The organism is Marinobacter goseongensis (assembly GCF_023156235.1).
GTDB classification, from domain to species: Bacteria; Pseudomonadota; Gammaproteobacteria; order Pseudomonadales; family Oleiphilaceae; genus Marinobacter; species Marinobacter goseongensis.
On the sequence record NZ_JAKZAI010000009.1, the window covers coordinates 24,696 to 42,320 of the forward strand.

Annotated in this window: 13 protein-coding genes; 7 read left to right on the forward strand and 6 right to left on the reverse strand. The window is 59.5% G+C overall.

Annotated elements, in window-relative coordinates; translation table 11 throughout:
• The first annotated feature begins 12 nt into the window (after window positions 1-12).
• From flgA to MLC70_RS09720, 3 genes are all read left to right on the forward strand, one after another.
• Window positions 13-726 carry a flagellar basal body P-ring formation chaperone FlgA gene (gene flgA, locus MLC70_RS09710; protein ID WP_248183445.1) on the forward strand — a complete coding sequence of 238 codons (714 nt, stop codon included), beginning with the start codon at window positions 13-15 and terminating at the stop codon, window positions 724-726.
• Window positions 727-905: 179 nt separating this feature from the next.
• Complete coding sequence (flgM, locus tag MLC70_RS09715; RefSeq protein ID WP_248183447.1) at window positions 906-1,232, forward strand: flagellar biosynthesis anti-sigma factor FlgM; 327 nt, start codon at window positions 906-908, stop codon at window positions 1,230-1,232.
• A 7-nt stretch (window positions 1,233-1,239) separates the two neighbouring features.
• A complete protein-coding gene (locus MLC70_RS09720; RefSeq protein WP_248183450.1) occupies window positions 1,240-1,710 on the forward strand; it encodes a flagella synthesis protein FlgN in 471 nt (156 codons plus the stop codon).
• 54 nt (window positions 1,711-1,764) lie between these two features.
• On the opposite strand, the gene MLC70_RS09725 is transcribed toward MLC70_RS09720, so the two are convergent.
• Entirely contained in the window at window positions 1,765-2,517 is a 753-nt protein-coding gene (locus tag MLC70_RS09725; RefSeq protein ID WP_427902102.1) for a cyclic di-GMP-binding domain-containing protein, MshE-related, read from the reverse strand.
• Between the two features lie 266 nt (window positions 2,518-2,783).
• On the opposite strand from MLC70_RS09725, the gene MLC70_RS09730 reads away from it, so the two are divergent.
• The 3 genes from MLC70_RS09730 (at window position 2,784) to MLC70_RS09740 (ending at window position 5,979) form a co-directional block, all read left to right on the forward strand.
• Complete coding sequence (locus tag MLC70_RS09730; RefSeq protein ID WP_427902103.1) at window positions 2,784-3,377, forward strand: peptidylprolyl isomerase; 594 nt, start codon at window positions 2,784-2,786, stop codon at window positions 3,375-3,377.
• On the forward strand, window positions 3,374-5,278 hold the full coding sequence (gene mnmC / locus MLC70_RS09735) for a bifunctional tRNA (5-methylaminomethyl-2-thiouridine)(34)-methyltransferase MnmC2/FAD-dependent 5-carboxymethylaminomethyl-2-thiouridine(34) oxidoreductase MnmC1 (protein WP_427902104.1): 1,905 nt from the start codon (window positions 3,374-3,376) through the stop codon (window positions 5,276-5,278). The genes MLC70_RS09730 and mnmC overlap by 4 nt, the downstream gene beginning before the upstream one ends.
• 65 nt (window positions 5,279-5,343) lie before the next feature.
• Window positions 5,344-5,979 (forward strand): CBS domain-containing protein, encoded by a 636-nt coding sequence (locus MLC70_RS09740; RefSeq protein ID WP_248183456.1) that lies wholly within the window; start codon window positions 5,344-5,346, stop codon window positions 5,977-5,979.
• Here the strand turns inward: MLC70_RS09740 and MLC70_RS09745 are convergent.
• The 5 genes from MLC70_RS09745 to MLC70_RS09765 all read right to left on the reverse strand — a co-directional run bounded on the left by MLC70_RS09745 (window position 5,976) and on the right by MLC70_RS09765 (window position 16,425).
• Entirely contained in the window at window positions 5,976-8,762 is a 2,787-nt protein-coding gene (locus tag MLC70_RS09745) for a hypothetical protein (protein ID WP_248183458.1), read from the reverse strand. The two genes, MLC70_RS09740 and MLC70_RS09745, sit on opposite strands and share 4 nt — an antisense overlap.
• Window positions 8,763-8,927: 165 nt before the next feature.
• A complete protein-coding gene (ligA, locus tag MLC70_RS09750) occupies window positions 8,928-10,955 on the reverse strand; it encodes an NAD-dependent DNA ligase LigA (RefSeq protein ID WP_248183461.1) in 2,028 nt (675 codons plus the stop codon).
• A 77-nt stretch (window positions 10,956-11,032) separates the two neighbouring features.
• Window positions 11,033-12,115 (reverse strand): cell division protein ZipA, encoded by a 1,083-nt coding sequence (gene zipA / locus MLC70_RS09755; protein ID WP_248183463.1) that lies wholly within the window; start codon window positions 12,113-12,115, stop codon window positions 11,033-11,035.
• 130 nt (window positions 12,116-12,245) lie between these two features.
• Window positions 12,246-15,740, reverse strand: a complete 3,495-nt coding sequence (smc, locus tag MLC70_RS09760; protein WP_248183464.1) for a chromosome segregation protein SMC — start codon at window positions 15,738-15,740, stop codon at window positions 12,246-12,248.
• Window position 15,741: 1 nt separating this feature from the next.
• Window positions 15,742-16,425 (reverse strand): GntR family transcriptional regulator, encoded by a 684-nt coding sequence (locus tag MLC70_RS09765; protein ID WP_248183466.1) that lies wholly within the window; start codon window positions 16,423-16,425, stop codon window positions 15,742-15,744.
• Between the two features lie 272 nt (window positions 16,426-16,697).
• Here MLC70_RS09765 and MLC70_RS09770 point away from each other — a divergent pair, with 272 nt between their 5' ends.
• Entirely contained in the window at window positions 16,698-17,624 is a 927-nt protein-coding gene (locus tag MLC70_RS09770) for a GGDEF domain-containing protein (protein WP_248183468.1), read from the forward strand.
• Window position 17,625 lies beyond the last annotated feature (1 nt).

Consider the following 17,625-nt stretch of genomic DNA (forward strand, 5'->3'; position numbering starts at 1 on the left):
AAACTACTGCTTATGCGCACCACGATTTTTGTCGCAACGTTGGCCATGGCAATGCTGGCTTCAGCGTCACCCGAACTGCAGGCGGCCAACACCACGGCCGCCCAGATCAAGCTCGCCGCGAACGGCTTTCTGAACGCGTTCAGCGCTGAACAGGAAAAGCGTGGCTTTGCTGTGGCCTACAAAACCGGTCGACTGGACAGCCGGCTGGCCCTCGCTACCTGCAACAGGCCACTGGCGGTCAGTTTCAGCAGTGACGTGTGGAAAACTACACAGCCAACCCTTCAGGTCGCCTGCAGCGGTGATCGCCCCTGGCGGATGTTTCTGAACACCACGGTCACCATCGACGGTGATGGCCTCGTCGCTGCGCGCCCTCTGGCGCGAGGCGAAAAAGTGACAAGCGGCCTGATTAAAGCCGAGCGGGTCACCGTCAATGCAACGCGCCGCGGCGTTATTACCGATCCGGATCAGCTTGTCGGGATGGAAATGCGGCGCGGGGTGAACACCGGCACACTCATGACGCCGGACCTTCTCTCCGCTCCTGCGGCTGTCGCACGGGGTGACCATGTTATGATCACCGCCCGAAGCGGCAATTTTTCAGTGAACTCCCGGGGCAAGGCCCTCGCGGACGCCAGCGTAGGCGACCAGGTTCTGGTAGAGAACCTGTCATCGTCACGCACCGTAAAAGCCCGGGTTACAGCGCCGGGCCAGGTCGAAATACCTATGTGATCAGCGGAGGGCCTTTTCCGCAAGCGGCAAGACCTTGCCGACGGTAAAGCCGCACACTAACGAAAATTCTTTTGTCAGCGCAAAAAAAATCCTAAAGTTTTGCAACGGGCCGCCGATACGCAAGTATAAAATTCGCGAATGCTGTCGTTGGACAGCTAACAAGGTAAGCAGGTACCGATATGTCAGTTGACTTTAATGGAATTGGCCCCGGCCAGGTCAACACCCAGAGAACCACGGCCGACAAGTCTGCCTCCACGCAGAACACCCAGCCAGCATCGCCTGAACAGGCGAAGGGGCAGGCATCGGACGCTCGCGGTGAGAACGTGAATCTGAGCAGTCAGGCGAAGAACCTGAAGCAGTTGGAGCAGAAGCTCGGTGATTACCCCGAGATGGATGACGACCGCATCGAACAGATTCGTGCAGCCCTGGCTGACGGCTCTTACAAGATTGACGCTGAAAAGCTGGCCCAGAAAATGCTTGAGATGGATGAAAGCATTTTCGGGTGAGTAAATCATGGCCGCAATCGATGAACTGAAAGACCTTCTGTCTCAGGATATCCGCCAGCTTCAGAACCTGGCGGAACTGCTGGAGCAGGAGCAAACCTGCCTTTCAACCACAGACATGCCATCTCTCCAATCCCTGACCGGGGAAAAGAACGCGATCCTGCAAGCGATACGTGATCGCGCCAAGCAGAAGATCCATCACCTGGTAGCGATGGGCTACCGGCCTGAAAGCGGCGCACCATCCCGTTTTATCCGCAGTGCCGGGTTGACGGAGCTGGCTACCCTGTGGGCGGAAGCCAATGAGCGCCTGACCTTTTGCCAGGAACTCAACCAGAACAACGGCCGCGTCATCAGCCACCTGCAAAAACGCCTGACCCGGCTGACCGACATTTTCCGGGGAGCCAGCAGCCAACAGAAGCTCTATGGCTCCCATGGGGAACAGACCGGCCTGTCTGACCGGACCATTCTCGCCAGCGCCTGATCACACTTTGATCAGCCGCAACAGACGCGACGCCGGTTGAAGGTGTCGTGTCGGTCAGCGGGTGTAGATGGTCATCCGAGAATCCGGATGAAAGCGGATGTCGTTGATACTGACGTTTCCAAAGGCCGGCGTTTGCCCACCGCTGACGCGGATGTTGTCCATGCGGATCTGCTCTATCCGTTCCGGGAATGCGAGCACGAGACCGCCATCGCTGCGCACCTGATAGCGCGGCGTATCCTTGCGGTAATGCACGCCGGTAATGGTCAGGTCCGAATCCAGGAAATTGAGAACCGGCACAAAAATGTTTGCGGTCAGCCGTATGCCTTCAATGACATCCACACCCTCAGCCAGGTTCTTGCCCTTTACCTCGTCCACGGCCCCCGGCATACGTGACACGGATTCAATGCGCTGCAGCAATGTGGGATCGCCCTGCCCGGCAATCGCGGCCAGTTCGACATCGTCCAGTGCCGACAGCCCAGGCTGGGCATAGAGCTCCCCCGGCCCTTGTTCACTCGCGGACGCCGTCTCGCTTCCGCTGTAGGCGGCAAAGCTGACCAGAGGCTGGAATGGTAACGTCACCATGGTAAACAGCGCCGCGGCATTGCGGTATCGGGACTGGTGCTTGAGAACCCGCTGCAGCTCCCGCTCGCTGATCCAGCCTGCCTGCACCAGCACCTCACCAAGACGCTGCCCGGTGTCGCGCTGCAAGCGCAGACCATCTTCCAATTGGCCCTCAGAGAGGTATCCGCGATTGACCAGCAGCAGACCAAGCCGTGATTTTTCCTCAAAACCCTGACGGATTCTCACCATGTTCCCCCAATCCATTGTATCGATAACCGTACAGCCCGGCTCAGTGACGTGTGTTGTACAACAATCTGATAATAGGTTAGACGATGACCCCGATCTGCGCATAGGGAATCGCCGTAATACCTTCTAATTCTGCTAACATCCACACAAACCCTTCAAACGCCTGCATTATTGCAGGGATGACTGACGGAGCTCACACGGTGCACCCGACTCAAATGACAAATACGGTAAAACCCACAGTTTCTGTGATTCAGGCCCTCCTGTTGTTGCTCGCTTCTACAATTCTGCCCGCGATGGCGGCGGCTGAAGAAACCATCAGCGCCAACGAGAATCTGCCGCTGGTACGAATGGAAACCAGCGAGGGTGTGATTGAACTGATGCTGCGCCCCGACGTCGCCCCGGAAACCGTGCGGAATTTTATCGAGTACGCTGAAAGTGGCTTTTACAACGGCACCATCTTTCACCGGGTCATACCCGGTTTCATGATTCAGGGTGGCGGCTTTGACAAGAATCTTGGTCGCAAAAACACTGGCCAGTCGATTCGGAACGAAGGCAGCCCGACCCTGAAAAACCTCAGGGGCAGCATCGCCATGGCACGCACCGGACAGCCACACTCCGCGACATCCCAGTTTTTCATCAACGTGGTGGATAACGGCTACCTCAATACCACCGACAATCCCAGAAAATGGGGATACGCGGTGTTCGGCAAGGTCACCGGGGGTCTCGGTGTGGTTGACGCCATCGCCGGCGCCCGGACCGGATATTCCGGCGGCATGGCGGATGTTCCCCGCGACCCCATCGTGATTGAGCGGGTTTCGGTCATCCGCGGAGCTCAACAAGATGGCCAAACCGCCGACTGATGAACTCGCCGAAACTACCTTCGCTGGAGCCGGCGGAGATTGACTGGCAGGACGGTGTGCCTGAGTCCCGGGCTTTTGGCGATGTCTATTTCAACCGTGGCAACGGTCTGGCAGAAACCCGATACATCTTCATCACGCACAATCGACTGAACGAGCGGTTCGCCAATCTCGGGAACCGCTCGTCATTCGTCATTGGTGAAAGCGGCTTCGGCACCGGCCTGAGTTTCCTCGCCGCCTGGCAAGCGTTCAGGGCGCATTGCCCCGCACCCGGTGCACGCCTGCATTTCGTATCGGTGGAGCGCTACCCGTTGAGCCGGCAAGACCTGCAGCGGGCCCTGAGCCTGTGGCCGGAGCTTGCGGAACTGTCCGATCAACTGGTGGCACATTACCCGCCGCTGATCACCGGCGTTCATCGCATCCTGCTCGATCACGGCCGTGTCAGGCTCACCCTCTACCTCGGTGATGTGACGGATGGCTGGCGCGAGCTGGACTTCCAGGCGGACGCCTGGTTTCTGGACGGATTCGCGCCGGCCATCAACCCGGAGATGTGGCTGGAAGACACCATGCACCTTGTCCGCCAGCACAGCAAACCCGGAGCGACGCTGGCGACTTTCACGTCGGTGGGCAGCGTTCGCCGCGCGCTGACTGCGTGTGGATTCAGGATGACTAAAACCGCCGGCTTCGGGCGCAAGCGGGAGATGCTGCATGGCGAACTTGCAGACCGCCCGGCTATTGCAGCGTCCTCGCTGGCGCCCCCTCCCCGATCTGTTGCCATTATCGGAGCCGGCATCGCAGGCTGCTTGCTGGCGGCCAATCTTGCGTCAAGGGGAGTGAGCGTCACGCTCATCGACCGCGCATCCGGCCCCGGTGCAGCGGCGTCCGGCAACCTGCAGGGCGCCCTGTATGTGAAACTCGGGGTGGAATTCAACGCCCAGACCCAACTCGCGCTCTCTGCGCTACTGTTCAGCCAGCGATATTACGACCCGTTCCGGGGCGATGGCTGGCACCCTACCGGGCTTTTCCAGATGGCCTTTGGCCCACAGGAACATGAGCGCCAGCAGCGTTTCACCCTTCGCAACGACTACCCACCGGAGGTGGTGCAGCCCGTGTCTGCCGAGCGGGCCAGCGAACTCTGTGGTCTCAACGTCGCCGACGGCGGTCTCTGGTTTGCTCACAGCGGCTGGCTGCAGCCGGCGTTGCTGTGCCAGCATTTAAGCCAGCATCCCGGAATCCAGCACCTTTTTTCCAGCGAAGTGAGCCATCTTGAGCGCAACGACGATGGCTGGCGAGTCCTGGCCGGCGATCAGATCCAGCAGGCGGACCGGGTCGTCATCTGCGGGGGCCACGAAACGCCGGCGCTCATTCCTCTGGATCCTCAGCAAGGCATGTTCCGCCTGAAGCCCATCCGGGGTCAGGTAAGCCACCTGCCGGCGTCCATCATAAATTCCCCAGGAGCGGTAATCTGCGGGCCGCGTTACATCAATCCCGCCAGCAACGGGGTCGCAGTAACGGGGGCCACCTTCGACCTGCACGATCTCTCGCCGGCGGAGAGCGCCGCCAGCCACCGTGAGAATGTAGCCGAATTGACGGCCATGCTCCCGGGCATCTGGCAGCACGAACCCATGGATGGCGGGCAGCTGGCAGGGCGAGTCGGCTTTCGCTGCACAACTCATGACTATCAGCCGGTCGCAGGAGAACTGTCAGGAATAGCAGACATCGACTTGGAACACCTGTTTCTTTTGACCGGTTTCGGCAGTAAAGGACTGACCTATTCTCCCCTGCTGGCGGAGTACCTGGCCGACGTGATCACCGGGGAGCCTCGCTGCCTGCCGTCTTCGCTGGTACGACGGGTTGAGCCAGGGCGCTGTTTTCGGCCCGTTCCGGCAGATCAGGCGAATTAGTGACTTAAGAAAATCTGGCAGCGGCCGATACACCGGCAACGGGGATTACGTTCTGGAGAATACCTATGGCCATTTTTGTCAGTGAACCCGGCAGACCTGTCGGCACACGATTACCGGAAGTATTCCGCGGACGGCGCGTGGGTGATGTCACTGAAATGACCGAATCGCAACCGATCAATACCGGCCATAGCGAGGTGACGGATGCCGAATTCCAGCAAGCCAGCTATTCAGCGGGGCATCACCGTGCCCTGGAGGAATATGGGGCAGCGGCAGCAACCGAGCCCTGGGACCAGCGCAGTTATCTGCCGGTTTCTTCGCTGTGCACGCCGGCGTTGTATTCGTTACCTGCCACCGCCACCGTTGCCGAAGCGCTGACCCACATGGACGATCACGGCGTCCATCACCTGGTCGTCACCGCGCAGGACAACGTGGCAGGGCTGATTGATCTGCGCTGGCTGCTCACGTTGCTGCACGAGAGCAACGCCGACGCTATGAGCCACAGTCTGGTGCACGTGGAGTTGCCGGCTTTCCTGACCGCCTCCCCGGAGACAGATGCTCATCAGTTGGCGCGGCTGATGCTTGCCCACCAACTGAATGCGGCACTCGTGGTTGATCAGGCCGGCAGTCCATCCGGTATTGTCACCAGCACCGACTATCTTAAGCTCTATGCCAGCGTGGGTGGCAAGCACGGCATGGTCTAGTTCAGTTTCACCCCTTCACCAGAGAACAGAAGGACACTCCACTGCACGTTGCCGCCCACCGTTTGCCGAAACAGCGCAACGATCTCATCATCCCGGTAATTCGCGATCACCCGGAACCCGGCATCGTCAGCGAGGTGCTGCACGCGCCAGAGTTCTGTGGCAATCTCGGTGCCGGTGTCTTCCTCTGCTACGGCATCCCCCTCATCCGGATCGGCATCTCGGTCGCCCTCTTCCGGTTTTCCATCAGGGTCCATTCGGCCGAGAATGGCTTGCGTGGCGCCACTCACCGCGCCGTCAACAAAAGCACCCGTGGTTGACCCGGCAGCAATCAGATCGCCATCAAACAACAGTAACGAGCGGAATGTTTCCATTCCGGTACGATCCTCGGATCCGAAAGAAAATGCCCGGTTCACGCTGCCGGTCGATGAATAACCCAGAATGAACCCGTTAGTGCCGCTCAGCGGCTCACCCACCAGAATGTTATTGCCCTCGTCCTGCTCTTGGATGATGTAGTTGCGATTGCTGTCTCCCAGCAACCAGAGGTTGCTGGGGGTGTAGAGACCATCGGCCACCACCTCGTCGCCGTCTGTACCAACCTGATAGACGTTGAGGGCGCCTTCGGCGGTAGAGGCACTGTAGAAGAAGCCATCTGACATACCCTGTCCGCCACTTCCGCCGATGGCTCCATTAGTCGTGCCGAACAGGTAGGCGCTGGCGGTCGCTGCGCTTCCGGCAACCACGCTGTCATCCGCGCTGGACCCGGTTTGACGCGTCCACGCTATGTCCGGAACCCGTGCATCACCGTCAGTCACCGTATCAATGCGCTGCAGAAAACTGTCCTGCCCGCCACCACGGGTCTGGCCGGGCCAACGTCCCGTCGTTTCACCGGCGACAAAAACCGCACCATTACTGTCATTAATGCCCACCCAACGAGGATCGTCATGGCCGCCGGTGCCGGCCCTGAGGGTCCACAGTTCGACGTACTCACTGCCGGCGGGCTGGGCAGAGTCGAACCAGAACAGCGTGGTTACCGCATCCCGCCCACCGCTGGAGGACTGACCCGGTATGTCGTTCACTGCCTGATAGGACACCGCAAACTCGAAACGGTCAATGCGGGTGTTGTCCCGGGTCACCGTCCGCTGGACAAAGGCAATCACCGGGTCTGGCTGATTGAGCACAACCGTGGCGTCCGATACGGGCACTTCCTGCAACAATGAGCCTTTCTGATCATAAATCCGCACCAGCACCCGGTCGTCCGCGTCACTGTCATAACCCGCCACAAACAGTCTGCCGTCGTGACCGACGGTCAAATCCGTTGGTACGAAGGCATTGCCGTCGTTCAGGGCAAGGGGTGTCAGCAGTTCGTTGATGTTGAGCCGCATTTCGGCACCATCGGCTGAGCCCGCAAAGTTTTCACGCCCCGCCTGGTAGTGCTGGTCTGGCGCCAACAACAAAAACCTGTCGTTCAGGCCCGGATTGGTGTAATCATCGGGTATAAAGACACGGAAACGAATGCGATCCACACCCAGCGGGAAGGTCAGCGTCGGATCCTCCACCCACAGATCTTCCTCGTTGCGGGTTCTGATGACGTAGTCACCGGCCTTGGCTACTGAGTCCTCAGTCTCGGCGAGCCGGGCGCGGATGCTTCCCCCTCGCTCACCCGTCAATACCGCCACGAACTCGCGTTCAGTGCCCACGCTGATGGCGTCGCGTTGCCGGCCTTCCAGAGTTTCCAACCGCACCACCGGCTCGTTGTCATCGATCACCAGAGTGGTCCGCACCCCGCTGTCGGACGGCCCAAGCGCCGCCAGCCCGCTGCGTATTTCGATGAGGGTCAGGCGCAGTGACTCTGACGGCTCCGGTACCGTGTCATCAACCACTTCGAGGCGGATGTAGCACTCCGTAATACCGGGCTCCAGAGTCACTACCCCCCGGGAATACACGTTGTTGTCATCACGCTCATAACGGAGGTAATCGGGAATCGGCAGGCGGCCTGCGCTGTCGCTGCCAAGCGCTACGATATCGCGCCCGATTATGGCCTCGTCACGGTTAGCATCGCCCTCCTCGCAGCGCTGGTGATCGGGGAGAAAGTCCTGATCGCATGCCTCAGGGTCGAATTCAGACGTCAATTCGAAGGCCACCGCGACCCGGGTCACGGAAGGCTGCTCGAGCAACACTTTCACCAGCATCGGCGTGGTTTTGCCGGTGCGAGGCTCCGTGGCCGTGACTTCACCGGTCTCATCAAACAGGTTGATCTCGTAGCTGTGAGATCCGGTGCTCTCAAGATCTGGCGCCTGACAGCGGTTGTCGGCCTCGTCGGGAGCCTCGGATGCCTTGCCTTCAATAAACGTGTCGGATTCCAGTGACAACGGATTGCGCTTGACCTCAATATCGAACGGCTGCATTCCTGCACGCTCGCCGTCCGTTGTCAGCAAATTGATGTTTTCCTGCTTGCCGAGGTCCGCATCACCGCGGGCGCCGCCGCTAAGCCCTGGCACACCACGCATGATAATTCCCGGCCGCGCTTTGTTGCTGGTGTCTTCCAAAGCCAGCCAGGACGGCGCATTGGTGAGGGAAAAATCGAGGATACGCTCACCGCCAAAGGCACCAAAATTGTAGTAGTACTCCACACCGAGGTAGGCCTCGGTCGGGGGATCACCCAGAATGGTGGGGTCATCAGGCCCGGTGTCCGTCTTACATCCGGTGGCGATCAGGGTTGCCGCGAGAAGCAGGCCGTAGCGGCCCAGAGAGCAGGCAATGCGGGGTAGCGAATCGGCGCGCATGGAAAAGTCCGTTTCAAGGCGTTGTTATTATCGGTGGCCAAGCGGCGTCACATCACAGCTTTACACACCGTTACAGAGCAACGCCATGGTAATCAATTTATCCCTGAGGGGATCTGCGCGAGTTCTCAGATTGAAAGGCCGGGCCCGGTATCCCGGCCCGAGTGGCTATGCCTGCTGGGCCTGAAGGAACGACTGGAAATCGGTCTCGTCCAGGACCCGGACCCCGAGGGATTCCGCTTTGGTGAGTTTTGATCCGGCCGCCTCGCCGGCGACCACGCACGTGGTTTTACGGGACACACTGCCGGCGACCTTCGCGCCGAGTTGCTCGAGCTGCGCTTTGGCCTCATCCCGGGTCATCGTGGACAACGTGCCGGTAAGCACCCAGGTTTCTCCCTGCAGCGGTCTCGCCTGTGCGGTGATTTCCTCCGTTTGCCACTGAACACCAGCACTGCGCAGGGCCTCGAGGATTTCCTGGTTGTGGGACTGGTCAAAAAAACTGCGGATATGCCCGGCGACAATCGGCCCTACGTCAGGCACCTGCTGCAGCGTCTCTTCATCCGCTTCTGCCATCGTCTCCAGGGTACCAAAATAGCTGGCCAGCGCCTTGGCGGTCGCCTCACCCACTTCGCGGATTCCCAGCGCGTAGACGAATCGCCACAGTACCGGATTGCGGGACTTGTCGATGGCCCCCAGAAGATTGCTCGCGGACTTCTCTCCCATCCGTTCCAGACCGGTGAGATCCGCTTTGGTCAGCCGGTACAGATCAGCCACGGTTTTCACCATGTTCTTGTCCACCAGGATATCTATCCACTTGTCACCCAGACCCTCAATGTCCAGAGCTTTACGGGACGCGTAATGACGAATCGCTTCCTTGCGCTGGGCCGGGCAGAACAGTCCGCCGGAACAGCGGGCCACCGCCTCGCCCTCAATCTGGATAACGTCGGAATCGCACACCGGGCACGTGGCGGGGAGCACCACCGCACAGGCGTTGGGCGGGCGCTTCTCGATGACCACCTTGACGATCTGTGGAATCACATCCCCGGCGCGGCGGATGAACACCGTGTCGCCGATGCGGGCATCAAGGCGGTGAATTTCATCCATGTTATGCAGCGTGGCGTTGCTGACGGTGACCCCGCCGACAAACGCCGGCTTGAGACGCGCCACCGGAGTGACGGCACCGGTGCGGCCGACCTGAAACTCGACGTCTTCGATCACGGTCAGCTCTTCCTGCGCCGGAAACTTGTGAGCAATGGCCCAGCGTGGTGCGCGTGACACAAAACCCAGCGTCCGCTGCAGCTCCAGGCTGTTGACCTTGAACACGATACCGTCGATTTCATAAGGCAATTCGGGACGCTTGGTCATCAACGTCTGATACGCCTGCAGGCACGCCTCCACACCCCGGGCCTTGGTCATTTCCGGGTTGATGCGAAACCCCCACTCCCGTACTTGCTGCAGGGTATCCCAATGGGTGGTGGGCAATAGGGAGTCGTCGGTAACCGCGGCGCTGTAGGCACACATCTCCAGTGGACGGCGGGCGGTGACCGACGGTTTTTTCTGGCGCAGACTACCGGCCGCGGCATTGCGGGGATTCACAAAGGCTTTCTCACCCTTATTGGTCAGTGACTGGTTGAGGGCTTCGAAACCCGCCTTGGGCATATAGACTTCGCCACGCACCTCCACCAGGTCCGGCACCTGCTCCCCACGGAGCTTCAGCGGTACCGAGGGAATCGTTCGGATATTAGCGGTGATGTCCTCGCCGGCGTAGCCGTCACCGCGGGTGGCGGCACGGGTGAGCGCACCCTGCTCGTAGTGCAGACTGACCGCCAGACCGTCCAGTTTCGGCTCACAGACGTAGTCGATGAGATCATCGGTTTTCAGGCGGTCGCGAACCCGGCGGTCGAAATCCTGCAATTCTTCATCACTGAAAGCATTATCCAGTGACAGCATCGGGATCCGATGAACCACCTCCTCGAAGCTGGTCTCGGCATTGACGCCAACCCGACGGGTGGGTGAATCCTCGGTGATGAGCTCAGGATTGTCGGCCTCCAACTTCTGGAGTTCCCTGAACAAACGGTCGTACTCCGCATCTGGCACCTGCGGCTCATCCAGCACGTAATAGCGATAGTTGTGTTCATTGATCGCCTGTCGCAATGCCTGAACCCGGTTAACCGTCTCCCGGTTTGCTGTGCTCATACCTGTCTGTCCTCGGATCTACAAAAAAATACCCGGATTACACCGGGTATTTTACCGTCAGTTGTCCGCCGTAGGTGTCAGTGGCGATGCGACCGCTGCTTGCGCTCGAACTCACGAATACGCTGGCGACAATGCTCGATGGTTTGCGGGGTCATGACGCTGCGCCGCTCATCTTTCAGCTCACCGCCCATGTTGCGGACCACGCACTGCGCGGTTTCCAGCATGAAATCGAAGGCCTGAAGGGCATTGGACGGTCCAGGCAGACTCATGAAAAAGCTGATCCCGGGGGTTGCCATCCCGGGCATGTCGGCGGGCCGGAAGGTGCCCGGCTCAACGGCACTGGCCACACTGAATTGCACAGGGCTGATGGTGTCGGACTGTTCGTGGCGATGGTATATGTCCATATCGCCGTATTCCAGACCACAGGCTTCGAACAGGTTTTTCAGGGCAGTCCCCTTGAAGTCCTCACCGTTGCGCGCCAGCACGTTGATCACAATCACTTCCCGTGCTTCCGGACGATTGGCACCCGCCAACGGCTGATCGGTTCGTTTCGGCATTTGTTCCCGACGTGCGGTATCTTCCTCTACCTCGCTGGTGACCAGCGGAGGCGCGCTCCGGGCCTCTGCAGCGCTCGCGACAGGATCAGCCTGAGGCTGTGGCTCCGCCGCAGGTTGGCTTGCGCCCCCGGTTCTCGGTTCGCTGACCAGGCCCTCAGCAACCTCGTACTCGACATCGTCCTCAACCGCACCCCAGCCAGTGTCGTCGATTTCCGATTCGCGCACCTCATCATGCTGCTGGTCGTTTCCGGCAGGATTGCCCGTCTCATTGCCGCTGTAGGGCTCCGAAAGCGCACGCTTTTCCTCATCACTGATGATGGGCCGCGTCGGTTTCTGCACCGGACTCCCGAACCGGTTGGACCGCTCTCGCTTCAGATAACCCCGCTCTTCCAGAGTATCCCGCGATATGGTGCGGGCGCCGCCATTGGGCAGTTCAGGATTGTGATCCTCATCCAGCGGTGATGCATCGAGTTCGTTGACGCCCATACCGGACGAAATTGCCATCGACTCTTTTCTGGCCCGTCTCATTCGACGCAGACCGTCGATGACAATGCCGATAATGACCAGGGTACCTATGGCAATTAACCATTCCCTTAGTGACATAGTGCTGCTGTCCTGTTTGCGGATCGGATATCGTTGCTACTCTAAAAAAAGCCTGTAATGAATACAACGCGCAGGTGGGCCAGATGGCTTCTTTGTCATCTTTGACCGCCTCGGGGGCGGCCTCCCGGGTTCAGGCCTCTGCCAGCGCGGCCGCCTCTTCTACATCTACCGACACCAGACGTGAGCACCCGGGCTCATGCATGGTCACCCCCATCAACTGATCTGCCATCTCCATGGCGATCTTGTTGTGGGTGATGTAGATAAACTGAACCTGCTTTGACATTTCCTTCACCATATTGGCATAGCGGCCAACATTGGCATCATCCAGCGGGGCGTCCACCTCATCCAGCATACAGAACGGCGCCGGATTGAGCTGAAAAATGGAGAACACCAGGGCAATTGCTGTGAGTGCTTTCTCCCCGCCCGATAGCAAATGAATGGTGCTGTTTTTCTTGCCCGGCGGCCGCGCCATAATGGCGACGCCGGTTTCCAGCAGGTCTTCCCCGGTCAGTTCCAGATAGGCGTTGCCGCCGCCGAACACCTTCGGGAACAGAGCCTGAAGGCCACCGTTCACCTGATCGAAGGTTTCCTTGAAGCGCTGACGGGTTTCCCGGTCAATGCGCCGCATGGCGTTATCCAGCGTCTCCAATGCTTCCGTAAGATCCTCATGCTGGCTGTCCAGATAGTTCTTGCGCTCGCCCTGCACCTGGTATTCTTCAATAGCGGCCAGGTTAATCGCGCCCAGCCGCTGAATCCGGTTGCCGATCTTCTCCAGCTCGTCAGCCCAGCTTTGCTCAGTGGCTTCTTCGGGGAGCTGTTCCAGCACTTCCTGCAACTTCACATCCAGCTCCCTGAGCTGCTCAATGTGGTTACCCGAGCGGATTTCCAGCGCCTGGGATTCCATTTTGAGTTTTTCCAGCCGGGCACGGATGTCCTGGACCTCGTGTTCGGTTCGGCCCCGGCCCTGCTCCTTCTCCCGGACTTCCCGATCAATCTCTTCCAGCGCATCCCGAGCTGCACCCAGTTTTTCTTCTTCCGCCAGCCGGCGGTCCAGCAGACCCTCAAGCTGCAGCTGCAGATCTTCGATGGGCTCTTCGGCCTGCTCCCGACTTTCCCTGAGGATATCCAGTCGTTCGTCCAGTCGCTCTTTCTGCATCTGCATGCGTTCCAGCGTCTGTTTCAATCCGTCCCGCTGGCTGTTCAGTGACTGCAGCTGAAGTTGCAGCTGATGGGCATGATCCCGGTCATGGCGGGCTTCCTGGCGCAGGTGGTCGAGGTTTTCCCGGAGCGAATCACGACGCTCCAGCAACCGCTCTTTTTCTTCGTCGCTGTCTTCCGTCGACGCCAGCGCATCCTGCCACTCCTCGCGGGCTTCCTGCAGCTGTTCCAGCTGTTCTTCAATGCCCATGACCACATCCTCCGCGTCATCACGGATGCGCTGAAGACGGTCATCGATCTGCTCTGCGCGCGCTTTCAGGCCACTGATCTTCGAGGACAGGCCCCCAAGCTCCCGCTCTGCGTCGCTGAGGCGGCCCTGAGCATCGTCCCGGTCTGACTCCGCGCGTTCTACTCGCTCCTGAAGTGCCTCGAGTTGCGCGCTGGCCTCTTGCAGCAGCGCATCCGCCTCCGCAAGCTCCTCGCCGAGTTGACTGACTTTTTTCTGCCGCTCGATGACCCCGACCTGCCCTGCGTCCGAATCCGGCATCAGAATCCAGTCGCGGGATACCCAGACACCGTCACGAGTGATCACACTCTCACCGTTTGCGAGACTCGCCTGGCGCGACAACGCCTGCTCCAGGGAATCGGCGGTGTCGATGCCAGACAGCAGCACACTGATGCCATCGGCCCCGGACACCCGGCCAGCAAGCCCCGACCCTGAGCGCGGCTCAGTGCCCTGTTCATTCACCAGCGCCAGCCCCCTTGGCGCATTGACCAGCGCCGGATGCAAATCACCCAGGCCCGGCACGGTCACGCCCTGGCTGAAGCGGCTGATCACCTGTTCGACTGCAAACTCCCAGCCGTTGTCGATGGTCAGTTGCTGGGCCACCCTTGGCGCGCTCTCCAGACCGGACTCACGCAGCCAGGTTTGCAGCGCGTCGTCCTGGCCACCCATCTGCTCATCCAGCAGGGCGTGCTGGGAGTCCAGCGTTGCCTGGAGGCTCTGAACCCGTTGGCGGTAGCGCGACACGCCCTGTTCAGCGTCTTTGTATTGTTGACGGGCCTCGTACAGCTCGTCCTGCACTGCAGTAATCCGCTCAGAAGCGTCTTCACGCTGGAGCTGCAGGTTTTCCTGCTGCTCCAGAAGGGCCTCCAGCTCGGCCCGGTCCAGCTGTCCTTCGAGCAGTTCCTGTTCATCTTTCAGGCGTTGTTGGCGATTCTTCAACTGATTGATCGCGTCTTCCAGGGAACGGATGCGTGACTGGGCCAGTTCTGCCTGGCGCCGGGCATCCGCTGAACGGGAACTGAACTGCTCCCAGCCCTGCTGCCACTCACTCATGGCATCTTCCGCTCGCTGCAACTTCTCGCCGGATTCTTCGGCACGCAACGCCAGCGCTTCCTGCTCGGGCTCAATCATGTCCAGCTCTTCCTGGATCCCGGCGCGCTTCTCTTCGTCCTGCTCCAGCTCCCGCGCCAGCTCCCGCTGATTGGCCATCGCCTGATCAAGCTCGGTAGCGGTCTGTCGGCTGCGCTCCCGCTGGTGCTCAAGGCTCTGTTCAATGCGGGCAATATCCGCGCCGGCCTCATAAAAACGGGCCTGGGCGCGATTGAAGTGTTCGGTGCGCTCCTGATGACTGTCCCGCAACGCCTCCAGAGACGTTTCCAGGTTCACCCGTTCGGTCAGGTACTTTTCCAGCTCCAGCTCGGTATCACGAATCCTGGTGCGCCAGGTCTGCAGATCGTCGTCGAGGGACTTCCAGCGCAATACCGTCAGCTCCGCCTTTTTCTGACGCTCCTCCTGTTTGAACGCCTTGTACTTCTCGGCGGCGGCGGCCTGACGCTCAAGGTGCTGCAACTGGCGTCCCAGCTCGTCGCGCAGGTCGGTCAGGCGTTCCAGATTTTCCTGGGTGCGACGAATACGGTTTTCGGTCTCCCGGCGGCGCTCCTTGTATTTGGAAATGCCCGCCGCCTCTTCGATATACACCCGCAACTCTTCCGGCTTGGCTTCAATCAACCGGGAAATCATGCCCTGTTCGATAATGGCGTAGCTGCGCGGGCCAAGCCCGGTCCCCAGAAACAGATCGGTGATGTCGCGGCGGCGGCATTTAGAGCCGTTCAGAAAGTAGTCTGACTGCCCCTCCCGAGACACCCGTCGGCGTACGGAGATTTCATTGAAACGCACGAACTCGCCGGGTGCAGACCCATCGCTGTTATCGAAAATCAGCTCTATGGACGCCTGCCCCACCGGCTTGCGGGCACTGGAGCCGTTGAAGATCACGTCGGTCATGGATTCGCCACGCAGGTACTTGGCGGAACTTTCACCCATGACCCAACGCACGGCATCGATGATGTTGGATTTACCGCAACCATTTGGCCCGACAACGGACGTCAAGTTGGTGGGAAATGGCACCGTGGTGGGATCAACAAAGGATTTGAAGCCGGCAAGCTTAATGGATTTCAGGCGCATATCACGCGGTGGCCTCTTCCCTGAGTATCCGGAGCACCTGGTTACGCTGGTGCTCACCAAAGCGGCAAATGGCCGATTCCACCTTGCCAGCCTCCCCGCTCACCGCGGCATCGGCAACATCACTGAAGAAGCGTCCGGTTTCGGTCATTTCCTCCCGGAAGTTTTCCAGGGCGACGTAATAGGTTCGGCTGATGGCCGGCCGGAAATTTTCCAGGGTCTCTTCAAGGAATGGATTATCCACCAGAGTGTAGGCGTACCGCATCACGCCGAAACCTGCCTCGATCACTTGCTCCGCTGCATCTCCCTCGGGGGAGTTCAGCGCATCGGTGACTGCCTGGAGTTCGCGGGCCTGGCTGATAACACCCGCCAGCTCCGGGCCCGACCAGCGTTCCATGACCTTACGGCCGAGCATGCACAGCAGGTCGATGTAGATGTCGTAAAGGCTGTTGACCAACTCCGGGGTCAGGCGGGATACCACGGCGCCTCGACGCGGAAAAATTTCCACCAGATGGCGCCGCTGCAGAATCAGCAGCGCCTCGCGAACCGAGCCACGGCTGACATTGAGCTCCCCGGCGACCTTGAGTTCCTGGATCCGCTCACCGGGTTTGAGATCGCCGGTCATGATGCGTTGCCCGAGGTGCTGCGCAATCTGCTCGGAAAGACTTTCGGGGGCCTGAAACCTCATAGAAATCGATGCTCACTGGCTATACTGAGGGCACAATAATAAACACAAAAGTCTAACACAGGGATTGGCAGACCCCATCCCCCTGCCCGACATTTCGACCGGTCTGACGGAGGCAAATGTCTGCCGAAATTCTGACGCTTCACTGCCAAAAATGATAAAGACCCATATCTTGGTTTAAGTAAGCTCTTTACCTTACTGGTTTTTATACTTTTATTTTTTCAGGCACAGTATGTGCATTGTACATGGAAATCGTGAATCACGGCGGACACCCAGTGAAAAACATTCCCTCAATTGCAAAAACTGGCCCTCAACCCCAAAAGCTCGCTGCGCTGCGGCAGGCTCACCGGGACTGGAACGAGTCGCCCGATGTATTGACTCGTCTGACCCGACGGCTCTCGACCACGCTCTCACTGGAGCATCAGCTCGCCATTCTTGCAGAGGAAATGGCCGTTGTGGTGCCTTACGGGGCGCTCAACTATCGCCATCAGATTGGAAGTACCGAGTTCGTCTATGCCTCAGGCATGGACGGCCCACACAGTTGTGAGTACCGACTGAATCTTGAGGGAGAATATTACGGCACCCTGACACTGAAACGTCGCCAACGCTTCAAAGAGGAAGAACTGGAGGGTATTGAGCTGATCCTGGGTGCGGCCATCTGCCCCATACGTAACGCCTGCAAGTTCATCGTGATCGAACAAGCTGCCCTTACGGACTCCCTGACCGGCGTTCCCAACAAGCGCGCGATGGAACAGTCGTTGCTTCAGGCCTCGCAGCTGTCCGATCGCCACGGCGATCAGTATTCCCTGATTCTCTGTGATCTGGACCACTTCAAAGCGGTTAACGATAAGCACGGCCATGTGGTCGGGGACCATCTGCTAAAACTGGCCGCCCGCGAACTCGAAGGGGCGGTGCGGACCTCCGATTCAGTTTACCGGTTTGGTGGCGAGGAATTTGCGGTGCTACTGCCCCACACCGCCGAGCAGGATGCCCGGGACGTAGCGGACAGGATCCGTCGCAACATTGCCACCATCGTGGTTAATTGCGGTGATACCAACGTCTCGGTGACTGCCAGCTGCGGCGTGGCCATGAGGCTGGTAGACGAAACGTCCGATCAGTGGGTTGCTCGCGCTGACGAGGCGCTCTACCGGGCCAAAGACCACGGGCGCAACTGCACAAGGGTCTTTGCCAGTATCGGCTGAC

What these genes read in the sequence shown, in the direction of transcription:
- flgA (WP_248183445.1), top strand. Translation starts at nt 13, where the DNA reads ATGCGCACCACGATTTTTGTCGCAACGTTGGCCATGGCAATGCTGGCT.
- flgM (WP_248183447.1), top strand. Translation starts at nt 906, where the DNA reads ATGTCAGTTGACTTTAATGGAATTGGCCCCGGCCAGGTCAACACCCAG.
- MLC70_RS09720 (WP_248183450.1), top strand. Translation starts at nt 1,240, where the DNA reads ATGGCCGCAATCGATGAACTGAAAGACCTTCTGTCTCAGGATATCCGC.
- MLC70_RS09740 (WP_248183456.1), top strand. Translation starts at nt 5,344, where the DNA reads ATGGCCATTTTTGTCAGTGAACCCGGCAGACCTGTCGGCACACGATTA.
- MLC70_RS09745 (WP_248183458.1), bottom strand. Translation starts at nt 8,762, where the DNA reads ATGCGCGCCGATTCGCTACCCCGCATTGCCTGCTCTCTGGGCCGCTAC.
- ligA (WP_248183461.1), bottom strand. Translation starts at nt 10,955, where the DNA reads ATGAGCACAGCAAACCGGGAGACGGTTAACCGGGTTCAGGCATTGCGA.
- zipA (WP_248183463.1), bottom strand. Translation starts at nt 12,115, where the DNA reads ATGTCACTAAGGGAATGGTTAATTGCCATAGGTACCCTGGTCATTATC.
- smc (WP_248183464.1), bottom strand. Translation starts at nt 15,740, where the DNA reads ATGCGCCTGAAATCCATTAAGCTTGCCGGCTTCAAATCCTTTGTTGAT.
- MLC70_RS09765 (WP_248183466.1), bottom strand. Translation starts at nt 16,425, where the DNA reads ATGAGGTTTCAGGCCCCCGAAAGTCTTTCCGAGCAGATTGCGCAGCAC.